Genomic DNA, 16,772 nt, shown 5'->3' with positions numbered 1-16,772 from the left:
TTAAATAGAGCTTATTGCGAATAAATGCTCTTTTTCTTTTACCACAAATTGCTACACTCTTTGTAAGATAAGCATTCTAGACCATTTTGTCCCCCCGCAAGGGTTAAGAGTATCTCGAACTTTATCAGAAATCCGTTTAAGTGTGGCTTCAAAATTTAATGATTGTTGTAGTTGTTGAGTGCGAAGTTCTACTGTTAGCTCTAAATTTTGATTTAGTAGCTTAACTTGAGCTTCGGCACGTAGGCGTTCTTGAATTTCCTGTTCTAATCTTTGATGTTGTTGTTGAATTAGCAATTGATGTCTAATTCGTGCTAGTACTTCTAACTCTTGAAATGGTTTAGTAATGTAATCTTGCCCTCCCATCTCAAAAGCTCGAATTTTATCGCTGACTGAATCAAGCGCACTAATAAAAATAATAGGAATATTACTTGTTTTTTCTAAAATTTTCAACTGCTGGCAAACTTCATAGCCACTCATATCTGGCATATTAATGTCGAGTAAAATTAAATCTGGTGGTTCTCGACTTGCAGCTTGTAATGCCATTTTGCCATTGAGCGATTTGCGAACAACATAACCTTGTAATTCTAAAATTTTGGCTAACAAACGTAGATTATCAGGAGTGTCATCTACCAGCAAAATATTGGTTTGAGATGCAGGTTTAAGTAAGCTAGTCATAAAAGTTTTAGTTAACATTGGGTAAGCGTAGCGATCGCTTCTAGCTGGAAGTTATCGACTAAAGATTTCAGCGTATCTGCAAGGGGCTGTGACTGGGGAGAAATTTGGGCAATTAGTTCGTAAAGTTTAATATCATTCAAATCCAGGGCTGCTTCATGCATCTGGCAAATCCACTCTGATGGCATTACCTGTAAATCTTGGAAAGTCAAAGCTTTTGGCTGTGAAGTTATGCTGTTTAATTCTGATATGGTTTCTTCCGCGTAGAGATAGCGCACTCCTAAGTAACGTGCCATTTTCTCAAATAGTGCCGTTTCGGTAAAAGGTTTAGCCAAGTGGTCGTTGCAACCTGCTTGCAAACTAGCAATCCGGTCTTCTTTAAATGCAGAAGCCGTCAGAGCAATAATTACGACATCTTTGCCTGCCTGGTTAGCACGGATTTGTTGAGTGGCTGTGTAACCATCCATGACAGGCATTTGAATATCCATCCAAATCAGGTGCGGTTGCCATTCTAACCATTTAGCGATCGCTTCTTTCCCATTTTCTACCGCACAAACCTCAAACCCTACTGATTGCAGTAACTTGATGAGCAATTGACGATTTTCTAGAACATCTTCTGCTACAAGAATGCGGTAAGTGGGTTGACCGGGTTCCAAACCAATGACATGGTGGATTACTTCTGGCTCTAGCAAATCTCCCAAGTCGGCTAAATGCAGTAATACCTGACTCTTAAAGGTAGAGCCTTGGTTCAAAGTGCTTTGCACTGTAATATCACCACCCATCAACCGCGCGAACTGACGACTGATAGATAAACCTAAACCTGTACCTTGGGCATGGCGACCCCGTTGTGTTTGCATAAAAGCTTCAAAAACGGATTCTATGTCAGTAGGGGCAATGCCGCAGCCTGTGTCTTCGACTTCTAAATGTAGGATGATTGGTATTTGAGATGTGGCAGAATCGCTTAATAAAACAGTTCGGACTCGTAAGGTGATAGTCCCTTTCGTCGTAAACTTAATCGCGTTGCCTAACAAATTGATCAAGATTTGGCGAAGTTTTGCTTCATCACCGTAGACATAGCAGGGCAGATTAGTATCCCATTGGGTTGTGAGATTTAATCCTTTCTCCGAAGCTCTGAGGGCAAACATATCTTTGATAGAGCTTAGTAAGCGATGTAAATTAAAATAGCTTTCGGTGAGAATTAATTGCCCTGCCTCTATCCTGGACATTTCTAACACATCATTAATTAGTGTTAGTAAATGTTCTCCACTACGGCTAATAATGCTTAAATGTTCACGAAATTCGCTCGGTGTATCATCAGTACGTGCCATTAACTGAGTAAATCCCAGAATGGCGTTTAACGGGGTACGCAGTTCATGGCTCATTTTAGCGAGGAACTGACTTTTAGCACGATTAGCAATCGCGGCTCTTTCTGCGGCTTGTTCTAGGGCAACCTGCGAAAATTCTAATACTGCTAACATAAACGTGTTTCGCATTTCTAAAGCTGCTTCTATCTCTACTGGTTGCCAAGGTAATGATGTGGCTTGGACTGTTTGTTTCCAAAGTTGAAAAGATTTACGCGGTGTCAGGCGCATTTCTCCATTGTTCGAGACAGACACAGGTTTATGCGGATCGCCAGCCCAGTTAACCGTTTGAATTTGTTCTGGTCTAAACCAGACAATATGATAAGATTTTTGCCGTGGAATAATCGAAATCGCTAAAATCCCACTGGCGATCGCTGCAAATTTTTTTGCCTGCGGGTAGAGTTGCGAAAGAGAATCAGTCACAAACCAATCTTGACGCTCTTGCTGGGACAGCCAACTCATCAATGCTTGAACTTCATCGCTAGATGGTGTTTGACCGAGTAATGAAACTTCGTTATCTAAGATAATTGCGGCTCCTTGGGCGTGAACTAAATTTAATAGTTCAACTTCATTCCGCCGTAGTACTGGTTCAATAAAGCTAACTTCTTGGCCAAAAGCCTGTCGCAATTGCTCCTGAATCGCTTTAACTTGGGAGCGATAGCGGTTCAAATCTTGTTCTTGCTGATAAACTAATTCGACTGAGGCAAACTGTCCAAGAAATTCACAGGCTTTGCGCGTTTCATAATCAACATACTTGGGAGTGTAATGGTGGCAAGCTATCAGCCCCCAAAGTCGTTTCTCGTTAATTAAGGAAATCGACATGGAAGCAGTCACCCCCATATGTTGCAGATATTCTATATGCAGAGGTGAAACGCTGCGTAAATGAGCATTACCTAGATTGAGTGGTGTGCCGCTAACGGGATTATCAGTGGGAATTAGCTTTGCTGGCTGATAGTTGGCATTAGGAATCAGGCGTAGCCAATTTTCGTAATAAAGCTGCCGAGCTTGTTGGGGAATATCCGATGCTGGATAATGTAAGTCAAGATAAGTTTCTAGATGTTCAGCTTTATCTTCTGCAACTACAATTCCGCTATTGTCAGTGGCAAACTGATAAACCATGACGCGATCAAATCCGGTAATTTGTCTTACTTGCTTGACTAAAGTTTCGACTAAATCATTGAATGTTTCGGTTTGGCGAATTTGAGCGATCGCCTGTTTCAAAAGATGATAAAACTTGAGAAGCTGCTTACTTTTAGTTACTGTACTGGGTTCTAACTCTAGAACTAACACTCCGTCACTGCGGTGCAAAATGCCTTTAAAATTTTGCGAGTGCATTTTTTGCTGCGTTGTTGAAGTCGAGACAGAATGAATTCTTAACTCCAAAGGACTAAATACTTCCAAATTACTGTGTTTCAGAGATTGAGCTATTTCTTTAACTTTGGCTGGAGACAATAGCCGAGTGAGTGGTTGCCCAAGCAAGCTTTCCGCAGTAATTCCTAATAATTGTGCGATATTCTCACTAACTTGTAAAATTTCCAGTTGTGGCTCACTTAATGTCAGCAATATTCCATGTGGCTGAATTAGTCCAGGAATGTGAATCGGTTCGCGATCGCAGTTAGTTAAATCAATCGGTTCTGATGTAACAAATTCTGTAATATTGAGTTTGTCTGATGGTTGCATCTCAAAACTTAACTTTTATTAAGTCAGAAAATTTCTTTTAAAACAAGGTATATCAACAGATATGTTACGATTTTAACTATTTCTCAATAAAGCTTAAAGTTACACAAAATCTTTTGGCTAATTGACGTTGTGATCTTCGCCTTTGTAAATATGTATCAAGAATTTTTTGGCGTAAATCGAGGGAATATGCTTTCATTTTTACCTTTCACTAAGATACATACCTTTATTTGATGAAGTGTACTTCATTAGATAGAGTAACGCTATAAAAAGAATCAAAAATTTTGGTAAAAGCACCAAGATGTTGTGTTGATCTTTACTAAAAGCCAATCGCAATTCTATCTTCTTGGCATAATCTAATCATTTTGATTCAAGCAAAGGAACTACACAAATGGCAATGACCTTGATTGAAGGTAAATTCAAAGTCATCAAAGCTGCTCCTGATGGAGATTCTATCCGTTTCTATCCTAATAACCCTAACCTATGGGAAAAGTTACCAACGCGAGTTAGCACGAACCGCGCTGGAGGCGTACAACTACGCTTAGACAGCGTTGATACATTAGAAACCCACTATAACCCCAAAGGAGACAGCATCAGTACACAGCACCAGCCATTAGAATTTGCTCATGGTGCTGCTAGCGAGTTGCTCAAGTTTTTAGGATTTAAGAAGATTACACGCAACGATAATGAAGTCGTGACTGCTTCACAGCCAGAAGAAGTACCTGGTTTTATCCTGACTCGATTTGCTGATGTGTACGGTAGAAGTGTAGCTTTTGCGTTTAAAGGTAATGCTGATGTAGAAGATGGTAGTGATGTTTATTTCGATAAACCGTTACTTAAAAAGAGTGCTAACTATCATATGTTGGCAAAGGGGTTAGCTTATCCTACCTTTTATTCCAAGTTATACCCTGATATTCGTCAAGAGTTAGCTACTGTTGCAGACAAAGCGCGTAAAGAAAATAAGGGTTTATGGCCATTAGATAAAACAAATGAGGGTTTTATTTTAGAAGAATTAGAAACTATAACTGATAACGTTGTTATTTTACCCAAGCTGTACCGTCGGCTTCTAAGCTATTTAGCAATTAACGATGGTAGTGTCTCACTTGATGGATTTTTGGCTTACTTAAAATCAACTAAAGACCGTTTAATTATTTTGCCAGAAGGCCATGTTACTGGATTCGATTATGTAGTTAAAGTTGATGGTCAAAATATTCTGTTAACTACTCAGCCGGAAGATTTAGTGTTCTTAGAAAAGTAATGCAAGTCTTTAATGAAATAATACAGGCGATCGCTTGTATCATTTCATTAACACTAAATCACACTGAAGCAAAGCATAAATCTAAAGCTATGCCTTACTTTAGTCCAAAAAATGGGTTTCCAGGACTGATGAATCAAAAACCTTGTTGTTTGCTTTTAATTTTTTCAGCGTCCATAGTCTGAAAGGTTTTCTCTGCCACTTGTTAGTATTCTCTTAATAATATTTTCTGCTTATTAATAATCGTCATAATAGGCCGTATTATTGGTGAATACAACTCTCCCCCGGCGGGATAAACGATTAATAAAGTCTTCTGCTAAAGACCCTAGCGCACCTCCAACTTTAATTTACAAACTACTTGTGGAGGTAGGCAATAGGTAATAAATTTGTTTAAATCTCTTACACGGATTACTATATATATATGTATTTAAAAAAGCCTTAAGCCCGACCGTGAAATAGAGATACGTGATAATGAATCTCACAACCATTGATATGGCTTGGCTAAAACAAACCAAGTCAGAAATACAGTACTGAATTTTCCGAAATTAGAGCTTTTACGAGTATTGTTAATATCGCTAGCCAAATAGCGATCGCACACTTCTACTCCTAAATTGTTATATAGGATTAGTATTTGATTTTTGCAAAAAATCAGTACATTGTTACTTACCTTCTTTTGGGTTGCCTCTTGCCTGACTACACAAGTATATTCAGTAATCAAACCGGATTCCTATAGTTTTATGCTGTAGCTAAATGTAACAAAAATTACGATAACCTATTGACGATCGCTCATTTAGGGCTGACGATCAACTATTAATTATTAACTATTTACTAATGATGAAAATCGCCGTTATTGGAGTTGGGCGTTGGGGCGTACATTTACTGCGGAATTTTTTAGTACATCCCCAAGTGAGTGTAGTAGCAGTAGTAGACCCTCACTGGGAAAGATTGACAGCAGTTAAGCAGCAATTTAACTTAGATGAAAATGTAATATTAACAACGCAGTGGTCAGAGCTACAGCAAATACCAGATTTAACAGCAGTAGCGATCGCCACACCAGCTATAACCCACTATACTTTAATCAAAGATGCCCTTAACCAGGGATATCATGTTTTAGCAGAAAAGCCTTTAACTCTCGACCCAAAAGAATGCCACGAACTTTGCCAATTAGCTCAGTTACAGCATTTAATTTTAATGGTTGACCACACCTATTTATTTCACCCAGCAGTTGAAGCCGGGCAAGCAGCAGTTCAAGCGGGCAAATTAGGTGAGTTACGCTATGGTTATGCCTCTCGCACTCATTTAGGGCCAGTTCGGCAAGATGTTGATGCGCTTTGGGATCTAGCGATTCATGATATTGCTATTTTTAATAACTGGTTGGGTCAAGTACCTGTAAAAGTTCAAGCAACAGGAACAGTTTGGTTGCAAGGTGAAGAAAGTCAACAACAGCCCCATTCACCATCGGGTTTAGCAGATTTAGTCTGGGTAACGCTGACATACCCAAATAACTTTCAAGCATATATCCATCTGTGCTGGCTTAATACTGATAAACAACGACGATTAGCAGTTGTGGGTAGTCTCGGTAGCTTAATTTTTGATGAAATGTTAGCTGCATCACCCTTGACCTTACTACATGGTGAGTTTGAACGTCAGGGAAACCATTTTTTACCTATTAATCAAAGCCGAGAAGTGCTGGAATTGCAACCAGGCGAACCATTACAGCGAGTGTGCGATCGCTTTATTAACTGTATACTTCACAATAAACCCCCAGTAGTTTCATCAGGCTGGGTAGGAACCGAATTAGTCCAAATTTTAACGGCTTTAACAGCATCTCTGAATCAAGGCGGCAAACCTGTTTATCCGTAGCACGAAACACTTAACAGCGTTGGCAATAGTCAAGAAAAAGGGTGTAGAGAGGACGGCATTGGTGGGGCTTCCCTACATAGTGCTACATCTTGAAATACGGGGCTTATCCTGTCGGGGTTGTTAGGGCTGTCTCTTCCCTCACACCCCGCCCCAACCAGGCTTTATCAACAGTTAATAGTATTACTCCTCAGGGAAATGGTGAAGACTGTAGATACTCGGCTAGAGTGAATTATATATAAAAGAGAAATTTTGAAATGGCTATTTACTTTTACAAAGTTTGGCAGCCTTACGGTTGTTTTTCTAACTTTTCTCCTCATCCAATCCAAATCTACGGTACTTATTGGCAAACGGTTGAGCATTATTACCAAGCACAAAAGTTTGTGAATAGTGTAGATTCCGCAATTATACCTGTCATTCATGCCGCCGCTACTCCAGAAGAAGCAGCCGCTTTAGGACGCTGTAGCACACGTAGACTCCGTTCAGACTGGGATTTGGTAAAAACTCATGTTATGCGTGAAGCTGTACTCAAAAAATTTCTCACTCATGCTGATATTAGAGAAATTCTCCTAGCTACAGGTGATGAAATGATTGTCGAGAACTCTCCTACTGATTATTTTTGGGGTTGCGGCACAGATAAAACTGGACAAAATCATCTCGGCAAGATTCTGATGAGTGTGCGAGAAGAGATTGGTCGATTATATCTTTACTCAGTAATTACCACTGATTGTGTAACAGAATAGTTACTTATTAAGAAATATTAATACTGAGCAGGGAATGGTCACATTCCCTAAATTTATCAACTTTAACCAATCATTTAGTAGTATTTACACAAACTATTTAACTAATATCTAAAAATTTATAAATTATTCAACAATTACAGCAAAAACCTTGAATATTGAGTAACTGCATAATTTTACCGAATACATCAAAAGCTAGGCATATTAAGATTAGTTTAATAAAATCTTATTTCTCTAATTAAAATTTTGGGTTAAAATTGGCGGCTCGTATTTAAGGGGATTTTCAAAAAGTTGAAATTATTTTTGTAGTTGACTAAGTAATGGAATATAGTGATAAACCAAGCGGTTCGCAGCCAGTCTTTGACAAAGAAGGATTATTGCATCGCATAACAAATCGAATTAGGCGATCGCTCGAACTGCAAGAGATTTTAACTGCTACTGTTGCCGAAATCCGTTTGTTTTTGGCTACAGACAGAGTAATGGTGTATCGATTTGATGCTGATGGTAGCGGTGAAGTGATTGCAGAATCTATTCATGAGCAGAATCTACCATCCTTACAAGGATTGCACTTTCCGGCCACAGATATTCCACCAGAAACAAAAAGAATGCTTTTGTTAGCGCGGCAACGTGCCATTGTGGATGTTAATAGTGGGCAGATAGGTTTATCGCCTCTAGAGTCGCAAGATACTCAACAACTTTTAGAAACCGAAAATATCTACTATCGAGAAGTAGATCCATGCCATATTCAATACTTGAAAGCAATGGGAGTGCAGTCTTCGCTAGTAGTACCAATTTTAAATAGCGAAGTACAAGGAGAATCTCTGCAACCTGTACTTTGGGGCTTGTTAGTATCTCACCACAGTCAATCACGAGAGATTTTGCTAGAAGAACTAACATTAGTTCAGCAAGTTGTTGATCAAGTAGCGATCGCCATCGCTCAAAGTAATCTGTATACTCAAAGTCTTGCCAGACAAAGACGAGAAGAGACAATTAATCGCATCACTACCTTATTACATAAATTACCAAAACTAGAATTACAGACAGCTTTAGAAGAAACTATCACCGCGTTGCATGGCATAGGTGGCAGACTTTACATTGAGCAGACAGGAGAAATTTTTTACTCTGGCGACCAACCGAAAATTCCTTATGAGTTAGAAACTGGCATCATCGAACAGCATCCTGTCTGGAAAAAATGGATGGATGAATGCAAACAAGGGCAAATTTGGACTACCACAAATTTATATCAAGAACCCCATTTGCGAGTTTTGGCATTTGCATTTCAGGTAACACCAATTCGGGGACTTTTAATTATGCCCCTACACTACCGTCAACAATTTATTGGTGTGTTAAGTATTTTTCGCCCAGAATTCAATACCGAAATTTTGTGGGCTGGGCGACGTGAGCAAAATCCGCAACAACAGTTACCCCAAATTTCCTTTGAAGTCTGGCGAGAGGAAAAAAAAGGGCAAGCTATTCAGTGGACACAAGAAGAAATTTCCTTAGCTCAAGCTTTATCTTATAGCTTTTCTATAGCTATTGAACAGCAACAAATGTACCAAGAAGTACAAATGCTCAACGCCAACTTAGAACAGCGAGTCAAAGAGCAAACAGCAGAAATAGAGAAATCATTATTATTTACTAATGTCATCAAGCAAGTAACAGAGCAAATCCGCCGTTCATTAGATTTACAAACTACTTTACAAACAATTGTCCATGAAGTCCGCTTGCTGCTCAATTCCGATAGAGTAGTGATTTACAAAATAACTAATGAATTTCATGGGCAAGTAATAGTTGAAGAAATCAATGGTAACTGGATATCAACACTAGGAATTACGACACCACCAGGATGTTTACCTGATGAATCTGCTCGTTTTTTTTGGCAACGTCAAGTTAGAGTCATCAACAATGTATTGACAGATTGTTTAAGCCCTTGTCACCAAGAATTTTTGCAGAATCTGCAAGTACAAGCCAACTTAACTGTTCCCATCAATATTGGTATGGAACTATGGGGGTTACTGATTGCTCATCAATGTGAATTTCCTAGAGACTGGCAAGAGGGAGAAATTAATTTATTACAACAGCTAGCAGATCAAGCTGCGATCGCCATTCAACAAGCTCAACTGTATGAACAAAGCTGTCTTGCTGAAACTGAAGCAAGAGCCAAAGCTACAGAGTTAGAGCAAGCTTTGTTAGAACTTAAACAAGCACAGACACAATTAATTCAAACAGAAAAAATGTCCAGTTTAGGACAGTTAGTTGCAGGTGTCGCCCACGAAATCAATAATCCTGTGAACTTTATTTATGGCAACCTGCACTATGCGGATAAATATACTCAAGATATGTTAAAGATTATCCGTCTTTATCAATTGCACTATCCGCAACCTCATGATGAAATTTACTCTCTCGCCAAAGCGGTTGACTTAGAATTTTTAGCCGAAGATTTACCCAAAATTATCTCCTCAATGGAAATCGGAGCCGATCGCATCCGCTCCATCGTCCTGTCTTTACGGAACTTTTCGCGTTTAGATGAGGCAGAAAATAAACCTGTTGACTTACATGAAGGGCTAGAGAATACTCTCCTAATTTTGCAACACCGTCTTAAGGCAAGTTCTCAATTTGCAGGCATTGAGATCATTAAAGATTATGGTGATTTACCATTGATAGAATGTTATGCCGGGCAAATCAATCAAGTGTTTATGAATATTATTAATAATGCGATTGATGCCTTGGAAGAGCAAGGAAAGTTAGAGAAAAAACGTCAGGAGTTGTCTGCACCCCAAATTTTTATTTCTACTCAACTTGCAACAGATTCATCACGTATGTTGATTCGCATAGCTGACAACGGCCCAGGAATGACAGAAGAAGTCAGAAAGCACATCTTTGAACCGTTTTTTACTACTAAGCCTGTTGGCAAGGGTACAGGGTTAGGATTAGCGATTAGTTACCAAATTATTGTGGAAAAACATGGTGGCATAATGGAATGTATCTCAGAGCCAGGCAAAGGTACAGAATTTTGGATCGAAATTCCTATTAAACTGTTAGCTAAAGGAAATACTCTAGAAAAGTAGGCAGGCGCAGAGACGTTAGTAATATAGCTATCCTATTTGATTTACAAACTGCTTATGGAGGCAGGCAATAGGGAAGAGGCAATAGGCAATAGATTTTTTTGAATCTCCTACAAGGACGGCTATAGCGGTAGATGCCTTATATTTTTACAGTTATTCAATAATGTTTAAAAAAGTAAATATAGCTGAGAAATTGCCAAGCTAAAATTTCCCAACTTGGCGTTTCGTTATGAGGCCCAGCCCAATTGTTTCGCTCTTAATTTCTGTAATTCTAATATTAAAAGTAAAGTTTGATTGCAAAAGAAATTCTAGGAATATAGTGATGCTAATTTAATAAATGAAGCCACTGAGCTTCCCTGGCAGATAAAACAGCTAGATGTACAAGTTAAAAAAGAGGTAAAACGCTGTTGAATTCACATCTGTCTCGTTCAAAACCAACAACACCCAACGCGAACGCTGATATTTCCTCAAATTATTGAAAATCAGGGGGCGCTGTAACTGGTTTTCATTGCTTGTTTTGAGTGGTGAAATAGATTACATCCCTACCTAGAAGAAACAAGAGGAGGAAATAAATAAAGCTAGTAGATGCTTGGGTGTTGTTGTGTTCAGGGTAATCGGTGTAAGCTTATATAAAGTTAAATAGACAGTTAAATAATACAGACAGATAAAATAGCGCCTTATGTCAATTATTGCGCTCAGAGCATGGTATCTTCAAGATTATGAGCCAATTGCAGAATTGGAAAAACGTCCACCAGATATTCGTCTCAGTAAAAAAAGCTTGCTGAGATCGGCACTGCGGGCTGACTTTTTAGAAGACAGTGACGAAGTAAAAAGATCAGTTTGGTTTGGGCGTTATCTAGAAGGCGAAAATATTGAGTTTTATGTTGAAGGTAGCGGCGGTTATTGTGTAGCCAATATCGATTTAATTAGTCATGAAATTTATTTCACTAAACAATCACTTTTAGCACAATTAGACCCAACAATTTTTTTCTGCTATCAAACTGAATATCCCACAGCTAGTGATGCTTTGCGAGAAGGGTTGCAAAACAGTTTAGAAAAATTGAATACGCGATCGCGCCTTCCTTTAACATTAGTAGAATCTTATCGGCCTAGTGAAGGGCCTCTGAGATTAAATCGCACCATGATGCGAAAAATCCGTAAGAGTCTATTATTTATTGCAGATACTACACCTATTGCTAGCATCGATGGTAAAGAAACTCAAAAATTAATTCCTAGCCCTAATGTCTGCGTAGAAATTGGTTATGCAATTCAAAGTAAACGCTCCGAACAAATTTTGCTAGCACATATGCAACGCCCAGATTTAGAGGGGCAAGTTTCTTTTGATTTACCTACACAACAAATTCTGCAATTTAAAAATAGTACCGAACTGAATAAAATTCTGACGAAAGCAATAGAAGCTCAGTTAGCTAGGTTTAAATTGTTTTATTGAAAAGAGGCTAGGGGCTGAGGAATAAGGGCTAGAGAGTAGTCTTATTTACTCGTGATTTATCAGAACTCAGAACTTTCTCAAGACAGTCACTCATAGCAAAAACCAAAAACCAAACATCAAAAGCTCTCTTAATCTAGCTCCTAGTCTCTAGTCTCTAGTCTCTAGCCTCTACCTTCGATGCAAGATTAGTAATTACGCCACTATACAATGCCATAAATTTTGATTCTTCTACAGGGGCATTGCTGTTATTCCAAGTTGCAGCTACACAATAATTTTTACCATTCTTGGCTTCTAACCAAGTTGTGAGATTAAGAACCCCAGGTTCAGAACCACCTTTAAAAGCCACCCGCCGCCAATCATTAGGATTAGCAACTCCCGGATTGATACTCATTAATGGTAAGTCAGCAACTTCTTTCATTAATCCACAAAGTTCCTCGGCTGTAAAAAACCATTCCACATCAAGAGCAACTGGATTAGTCCCCTCAAATTCACGTACATCAGGAAGCGGTTTTTTTATCAATTCTTTCAGGATGGTGCGACGTTGAGCTTCATTACTTGTCTGATAACGCTTCAGCAATTTTCGATTACGCGAACCTTTCAAAATAAATAATTCACGAGTAGTTAAGAAGGGACGATTACGAGGTGAAATAACTTCAATTGGCTCTCTGCCAAGCAAGTTAATTAATATATCTGTTGCTGTATTATCGCTGAGAGAAATCATTAAAGCTGCAAGAGTTTGTACTGTCAAATATGCTCCATCTGGCCAGGTTTGCAGCATTCCTGATGGTAAACTTTTCTGGCTAGGTTCTAGTTGTACTACATCCTGCCACATTCGCTTACCAGAGTTAATTTCTGATTGTAGTGCTTTCAGAACGGCTAGTTTAAATGCTGAACCAACTGCTAAGGGTGTTTGAGTATTTAATGCTGCTTTTACTGCTGTGCCTTCTTGAACTAAAAAACTGACATTTCCAGGTAAAGCTTGAAATCCGGCGATCGCAGCTTTTAAATCAATGACTTTAGCTTGTGGTGGCTGAAATAGCAAACCTGCAATCTGTCCTTTGTTATTCAGCACGATTTTAGTTGGTACTGAAGCTTGACTAAAAACAACCAAGTAATCTTGTCCATTATTTTCTACTTCTACATAATTTCCTAATTGGCTTTTTAAACTATTAACTACTTGCCGTATTCGTTCTATAGGAATTTGCGTTAAAAACTCGGAAGCAAACCACTCTGTCTGTATTTGTTCGCTTGTAAATAATCTCGCTATAGCCTGTTTAGGTGATATAGATTTAGATACGGACTGGACTTGAGCTAAAGGTAATATATCATGTTTAATTTCTGCTAACGCTAATTGAGGAAAGAGCAAATTTGTTGTTAGCAAGGTAGTCCATAAAAGACAAATGCAATATAGAGGCATAGGTAATTTACATTAATTGATAGGACATTATTACAACTTTGGTTTTCGGCTGCTGGGTTTGGGTTTAGTTCGACGGCTGCGGCTTGATACCTTACGTTTTTTGGCTTTGCTAGTGGGAAATAAACCCCGAACCCCCTGCTTTTGCATTCGCTTGTATGCTGAACCGCTCCAATCACTGAGAGAATGGCTCATGGCCCCAAGTTCTAACCCCAGAAACAAGGCGAGAAATTCTGTACCATAACTAACAAGCGATCGCTCAACATTTTTGCCCAAAACTTGCCAATTAAATGCGATATTTCCTAGCTTTTCGACCACTACCAAGGCGACAAAGGCGGTAACAGCCAGCAAGCATGAAAGATACAGCACCCGCAGCGTTGTGCCAATAATCGGCCCGTGAGATAAAAAAGAACGATGACGTAGGCTTTTTTGATAAGGTAGCCAAATCCAACGCAAGAAGCCCCAGCGTTGGTATTGGCGAGAGTAAATATCCAGGTCAGGGCCAAACATCAGACCGCCAAACATAAACCCGCCTGCGACCAGCAAAGTCACACTGCTACTGCGTGACTGCCAGAAAGTCACACCCGCCACCAACGGCAAAGCCCAAATAGTAATGCGATCGTGCGTCCGACCAGAGGGCATTTAGAGGTTCTCAAAAATACTTAAAAATTTTTTCTCAAAAATACTAGCGCGATTCAAAATATTTTGCTATATTGATTGTTAGTGAAATTGACGGGCGGTTAGCTCAGTTGGTAGAGCGCCTGCCTTACAAGCAGGATGTCATCAGTTCGAGTCTGGTACTGCCCATTTTTATAAAACCCGTCCACGTGGCGGGTTTTTTAACTTTACTCATAATTTTGCCCCGATGGCAAGCTTATGCTTCCAGCTTTTGAAGCTTACAAACCAAACTTACGTCGTGCATCATTAAAAGCAGCGCGGACTTATTTATATCTAAAACACGCTGGATGGGGACAGTTTGTAACAATACTTTCACACAAAGCCGAAAATGCTGGTTTAAAAGTGATAACTGTCAACCCAAAGGGTACAAGCCAAGAATGCTCTAACTGTGGTCAAAAATTAAAAATCTACTACGCTCTATCAGTGCTAAAAGTTACCCCGACTTAGCTTTCATCGATTGAAACTGCTTTTACTAAAGTCTCCTTAAATGACATTCAAAATTGCTTTACTGTACCTCACTAGACTAAAAAACGCTATATTGCACAGCAACTTAGTAATCCTCTTTAATTGACAAACTACTTCGTTAAGAGTTGGAACCTTAACAGTTATGAGGATACAAAAAAGTAGGGTAAAATTAATCACCCTACTATTCAATCGTCTGCTAGAAACTTATTGTATAAAATCAGGTGTTTGACCTTTAGAGCAACGGTCAAACCACTCCTGATATTTTTGTTTGTATGAGTCATCATCGCACATAATAGAAACTCGCACTCGTTGACATCCATGATTGTTTTCAAGAGCGATCGCATTCAAAAGTAAGCTGGCTATTTTAGGGGAATCAAAGTCTCCCGTCACGGTTAAATCACCAGCAAAATTGCTAACTGTTATACCATCGACTTCCGTTAATGTAATATTAGAAAGTTCTTCTGAGGATAAATTAATTTCGGCAAGTTGTTTGTGAGACGGGCTAACTTGTTCCACAATTAATTTTTCACGCCGGACAGGAACTTGTACCATCCGCGTTTCAATTTCTTTGCGAACAATAACCTCACCAATTTTGTGAATACTGCTGTTAACTACTAACTTTTCTTCTAAAAGACGAACAATTTTTTCTTCAGAAGTCTCTTCTGAAATGCCTTTTACGACCTCGGAATGATTCAATTGCTCATGTTCCGGTGAGTTATTTGGTAACATACCATACCCTGCGATTGGTGATTTAGACTCTTCAGACATATATTTAATTTGTGATATGTTTACATTTAAAAATATTGATTTTTTTATATTATCTACTCTTTGAATTTTTTTACTCCATACAAGGGCATAGTCAGGTTTACCTACGGTTTTTTCACCTGCTTGTATTGATTTTTTTGGTTGAGATATTACTAAATTTAGCCTCTGGTGATTATCTGAAATTAAATCTCTAACTTTGCCAACCAGTTGACCTTGATTATCTAGAACATCAAAATTTTCTACCTTGCTTTTTAAGGTTGTTAATAAGTTGTGAATGCGAGATTTTGTATTGACTTGTTTCAGGTTATTGGCTGTCGGTTGGCTATTCGTAATCATAATGATTAACCAAATGGCTTTGTAAGCAAAGGTGTTTATTATAAGTACAGGTAAAGCTGATAAAAAAGCCTCACCTGTACTTTACCTAATCAGCTAATAGCTAATTAATTTAATTAGCGTTCTTCAATTGGTAAACCAGGAGCATTTACATCTAGCTCTTCTCTGCGGATGGTTTCTTGAGCTTCAACAGTATCTTGTTCTACTACTTTTTTGACTCTAACTTCTTCGCGGACAAAAGCTTCTTTACGGATGTCAGCAGTCTCTTCATGGATTTCTACACGTGCAACTTCACCTTCACGGAAGTTAGCTTCACCAGGAGCAACCGCTCTACCAGCATCTTCTGGGGTAATACGTTCTATAACGACGTGTTCTCTTTCTACTGGTACTGCTACCCGTGCAGTTTCGGTTTCAATATGCTTACCAACTGCTACTTCACCAGTTTTTTGTCGTCTCTTGTTAGCAACTAAGCGTTCTTCATAAAGTTTCAAGGTTTGATGATCGCGGTCATTTAACCCATACAAAGAAGGCTCTTGGTCATAGTTATAGGTGTCGCGGCTGAAGCTTGGTGTAGCTGGTGTAGATGATGCAGCTGTATAACCTGCTGTACCGAGTGGTGCAGATGCTTCTAAAGGTGTGGCTGTGTCTAGAGGTGTGGTGCTGTATTTAGGATTGCGATAAACATTACGTACGCTTTCTTCATAATCGTACTCAAGGCGACGTTCATCAAATTCTGGTAAGTCTTCTGCTTGTTCTCTGGTCATACCAACTGCATAAACGCGATCGCGTCCGTAATCAATGCGGGTACGTCCTACAGGCAATAAAACCTTTTTACCAAAAATCCAGAAGCCTAAATCAACAACTAAATAGCGGAAGTGACCTTCATCATCTACTAAAACATCATTAACAGTACCGATTTTTTCATCGCTTCCTTCGGTATACACACCAAGACCTTTAATATCATTACCTTCAAAAGAATCTTGGTAGCTTGGATCAAAATCATGCAATTTGTAAAGAGCCATTATATTTTACCTCTG

The 16,772-nt window shown here is 39.0% G+C and carries 11 protein-coding genes, 1 tRNA gene and 1 pseudogene; 7 read left to right on the top strand and 6 right to left on the bottom strand.

Going from position 1 to position 16,772, the window contains the following annotated elements; translation table 11 throughout:
• Positions 1 to 51 precede the first annotated feature (51 nt).
• Both H6G76_RS15585 and H6G76_RS15580 read right to left on the bottom strand, forming a co-directional pair.
• Positions 52 to 675, bottom strand: a complete 624-nt coding sequence (locus tag H6G76_RS15585) for a response regulator (RefSeq protein ID WP_190702078.1) — start codon at positions 673 to 675, stop codon at positions 52 to 54.
• An 11-nt stretch (positions 676 to 686) separates the two neighbouring features.
• On the bottom strand, positions 687 to 3,713 hold the full coding sequence (locus H6G76_RS15580; RefSeq protein WP_190702075.1) for an ATP-binding protein: 3,027 nt from the start codon (positions 3,711 to 3,713) through the stop codon (positions 687 to 689).
• Positions 3,714 to 4,101: 388 nt separating this feature from the next.
• On the opposite strand from H6G76_RS15580, the gene H6G76_RS15575 reads away from it, so the two are divergent.
• The 5 genes from H6G76_RS15575 (at position 4,102) to H6G76_RS15555 (ending at position 12,080) form a co-directional block, all read left to right on the top strand.
• Entirely contained in the window at positions 4,102 to 4,968 is an 867-nt protein-coding gene (locus H6G76_RS15575) for a thermonuclease family protein (protein WP_190702072.1), read from the top strand.
• 828 nt (positions 4,969 to 5,796) lie between these two features.
• Positions 5,797 to 6,828 (top strand): Gfo/Idh/MocA family protein, encoded by a 1,032-nt coding sequence (locus tag H6G76_RS15570; protein ID WP_190702069.1) that lies wholly within the window; start codon positions 5,797 to 5,799, stop codon positions 6,826 to 6,828.
• Between the two features lie 254 nt (positions 6,829 to 7,082).
• Positions 7,083 to 7,568 (top strand): NADAR family protein, encoded by a 486-nt coding sequence (locus H6G76_RS15565; RefSeq protein WP_190702066.1) that lies wholly within the window; start codon positions 7,083 to 7,085, stop codon positions 7,566 to 7,568.
• A gap of 317 nt (positions 7,569 to 7,885) precedes the next feature.
• A complete protein-coding gene (locus H6G76_RS15560; RefSeq protein ID WP_190702063.1) occupies positions 7,886 to 10,633 on the top strand; it encodes a GAF domain-containing protein in 2,748 nt (915 codons plus the stop codon).
• Positions 10,634 to 11,309: 676 nt separating this feature from the next.
• Positions 11,310 to 12,080 carry a hypothetical protein gene (locus tag H6G76_RS15555; RefSeq protein ID WP_190702060.1) on the top strand — a complete coding sequence of 257 codons (771 nt, stop codon included), beginning with the start codon at positions 11,310 to 11,312 and terminating at the stop codon, positions 12,078 to 12,080.
• 154 nt (positions 12,081 to 12,234) lie between these two features.
• Here H6G76_RS15555 and H6G76_RS15550 read toward each other — a convergent pair whose 3' ends face one another.
• Together H6G76_RS15550 and H6G76_RS15545 are read right to left on the bottom strand one after the other, a co-directional pair.
• Entirely contained in the window at positions 12,235 to 13,497 is a 1,263-nt protein-coding gene (locus tag H6G76_RS15550; RefSeq protein WP_190702057.1) for a serine hydrolase, read from the bottom strand.
• A gap of 30 nt (positions 13,498 to 13,527) precedes the next feature.
• Positions 13,528 to 14,136: a metal-binding protein gene (locus H6G76_RS15545; RefSeq protein ID WP_190702054.1), complete on the bottom strand. Its 609-nt coding sequence runs from the start codon at positions 14,134 to 14,136 to the stop codon at positions 13,528 to 13,530.
• A gap of 92 nt (positions 14,137 to 14,228) precedes the next feature.
• On the opposite strand from H6G76_RS15545, the gene H6G76_RS15540 reads away from it, so the two are divergent.
• Both H6G76_RS15540 and H6G76_RS15535 read left to right on the top strand, forming a co-directional pair.
• A tRNA-Val gene (locus H6G76_RS15540) sits at positions 14,229 to 14,301 on the top strand.
• Positions 14,302 to 14,451: 150 nt separating this feature from the next.
• Positions 14,452 to 14,577, top strand: a pseudogene (locus H6G76_RS15535) (zinc ribbon domain-containing protein); the annotation flags it as partial.
• Positions 14,578 to 14,841: 264 nt separating this feature from the next.
• Here the strand turns inward: H6G76_RS15535 and H6G76_RS15530 are convergent.
• Together H6G76_RS15530 and H6G76_RS15525 are read right to left on the bottom strand one after the other, a co-directional pair.
• On the bottom strand, positions 14,842 to 15,738 hold the full coding sequence (locus H6G76_RS15530; RefSeq protein WP_190702051.1) for a YsnF/AvaK domain-containing protein: 897 nt from the start codon (positions 15,736 to 15,738) through the stop codon (positions 14,842 to 14,844).
• Between the two features lie 113 nt (positions 15,739 to 15,851).
• On the bottom strand, positions 15,852 to 16,757 hold the full coding sequence (locus H6G76_RS15525) for a DUF2382 domain-containing protein (RefSeq protein ID WP_190702047.1): 906 nt from the start codon (positions 16,755 to 16,757) through the stop codon (positions 15,852 to 15,854).
• Positions 16,758 to 16,772 lie beyond the last annotated feature (15 nt).

Origin of the sequence: Nostoc sp. FACHB-152 (assembly GCF_014697475.1) — a bacterium.
In the GTDB taxonomy this organism is placed as follows: domain Bacteria; phylum Cyanobacteriota; class Cyanobacteriia; order Cyanobacteriales; family Nostocaceae; genus Nostoc_B.
The sequence above is the reverse complement of the archived record's forward strand: the minus strand, read 5'-3'. Positions and strand labels throughout refer to the sequence as shown.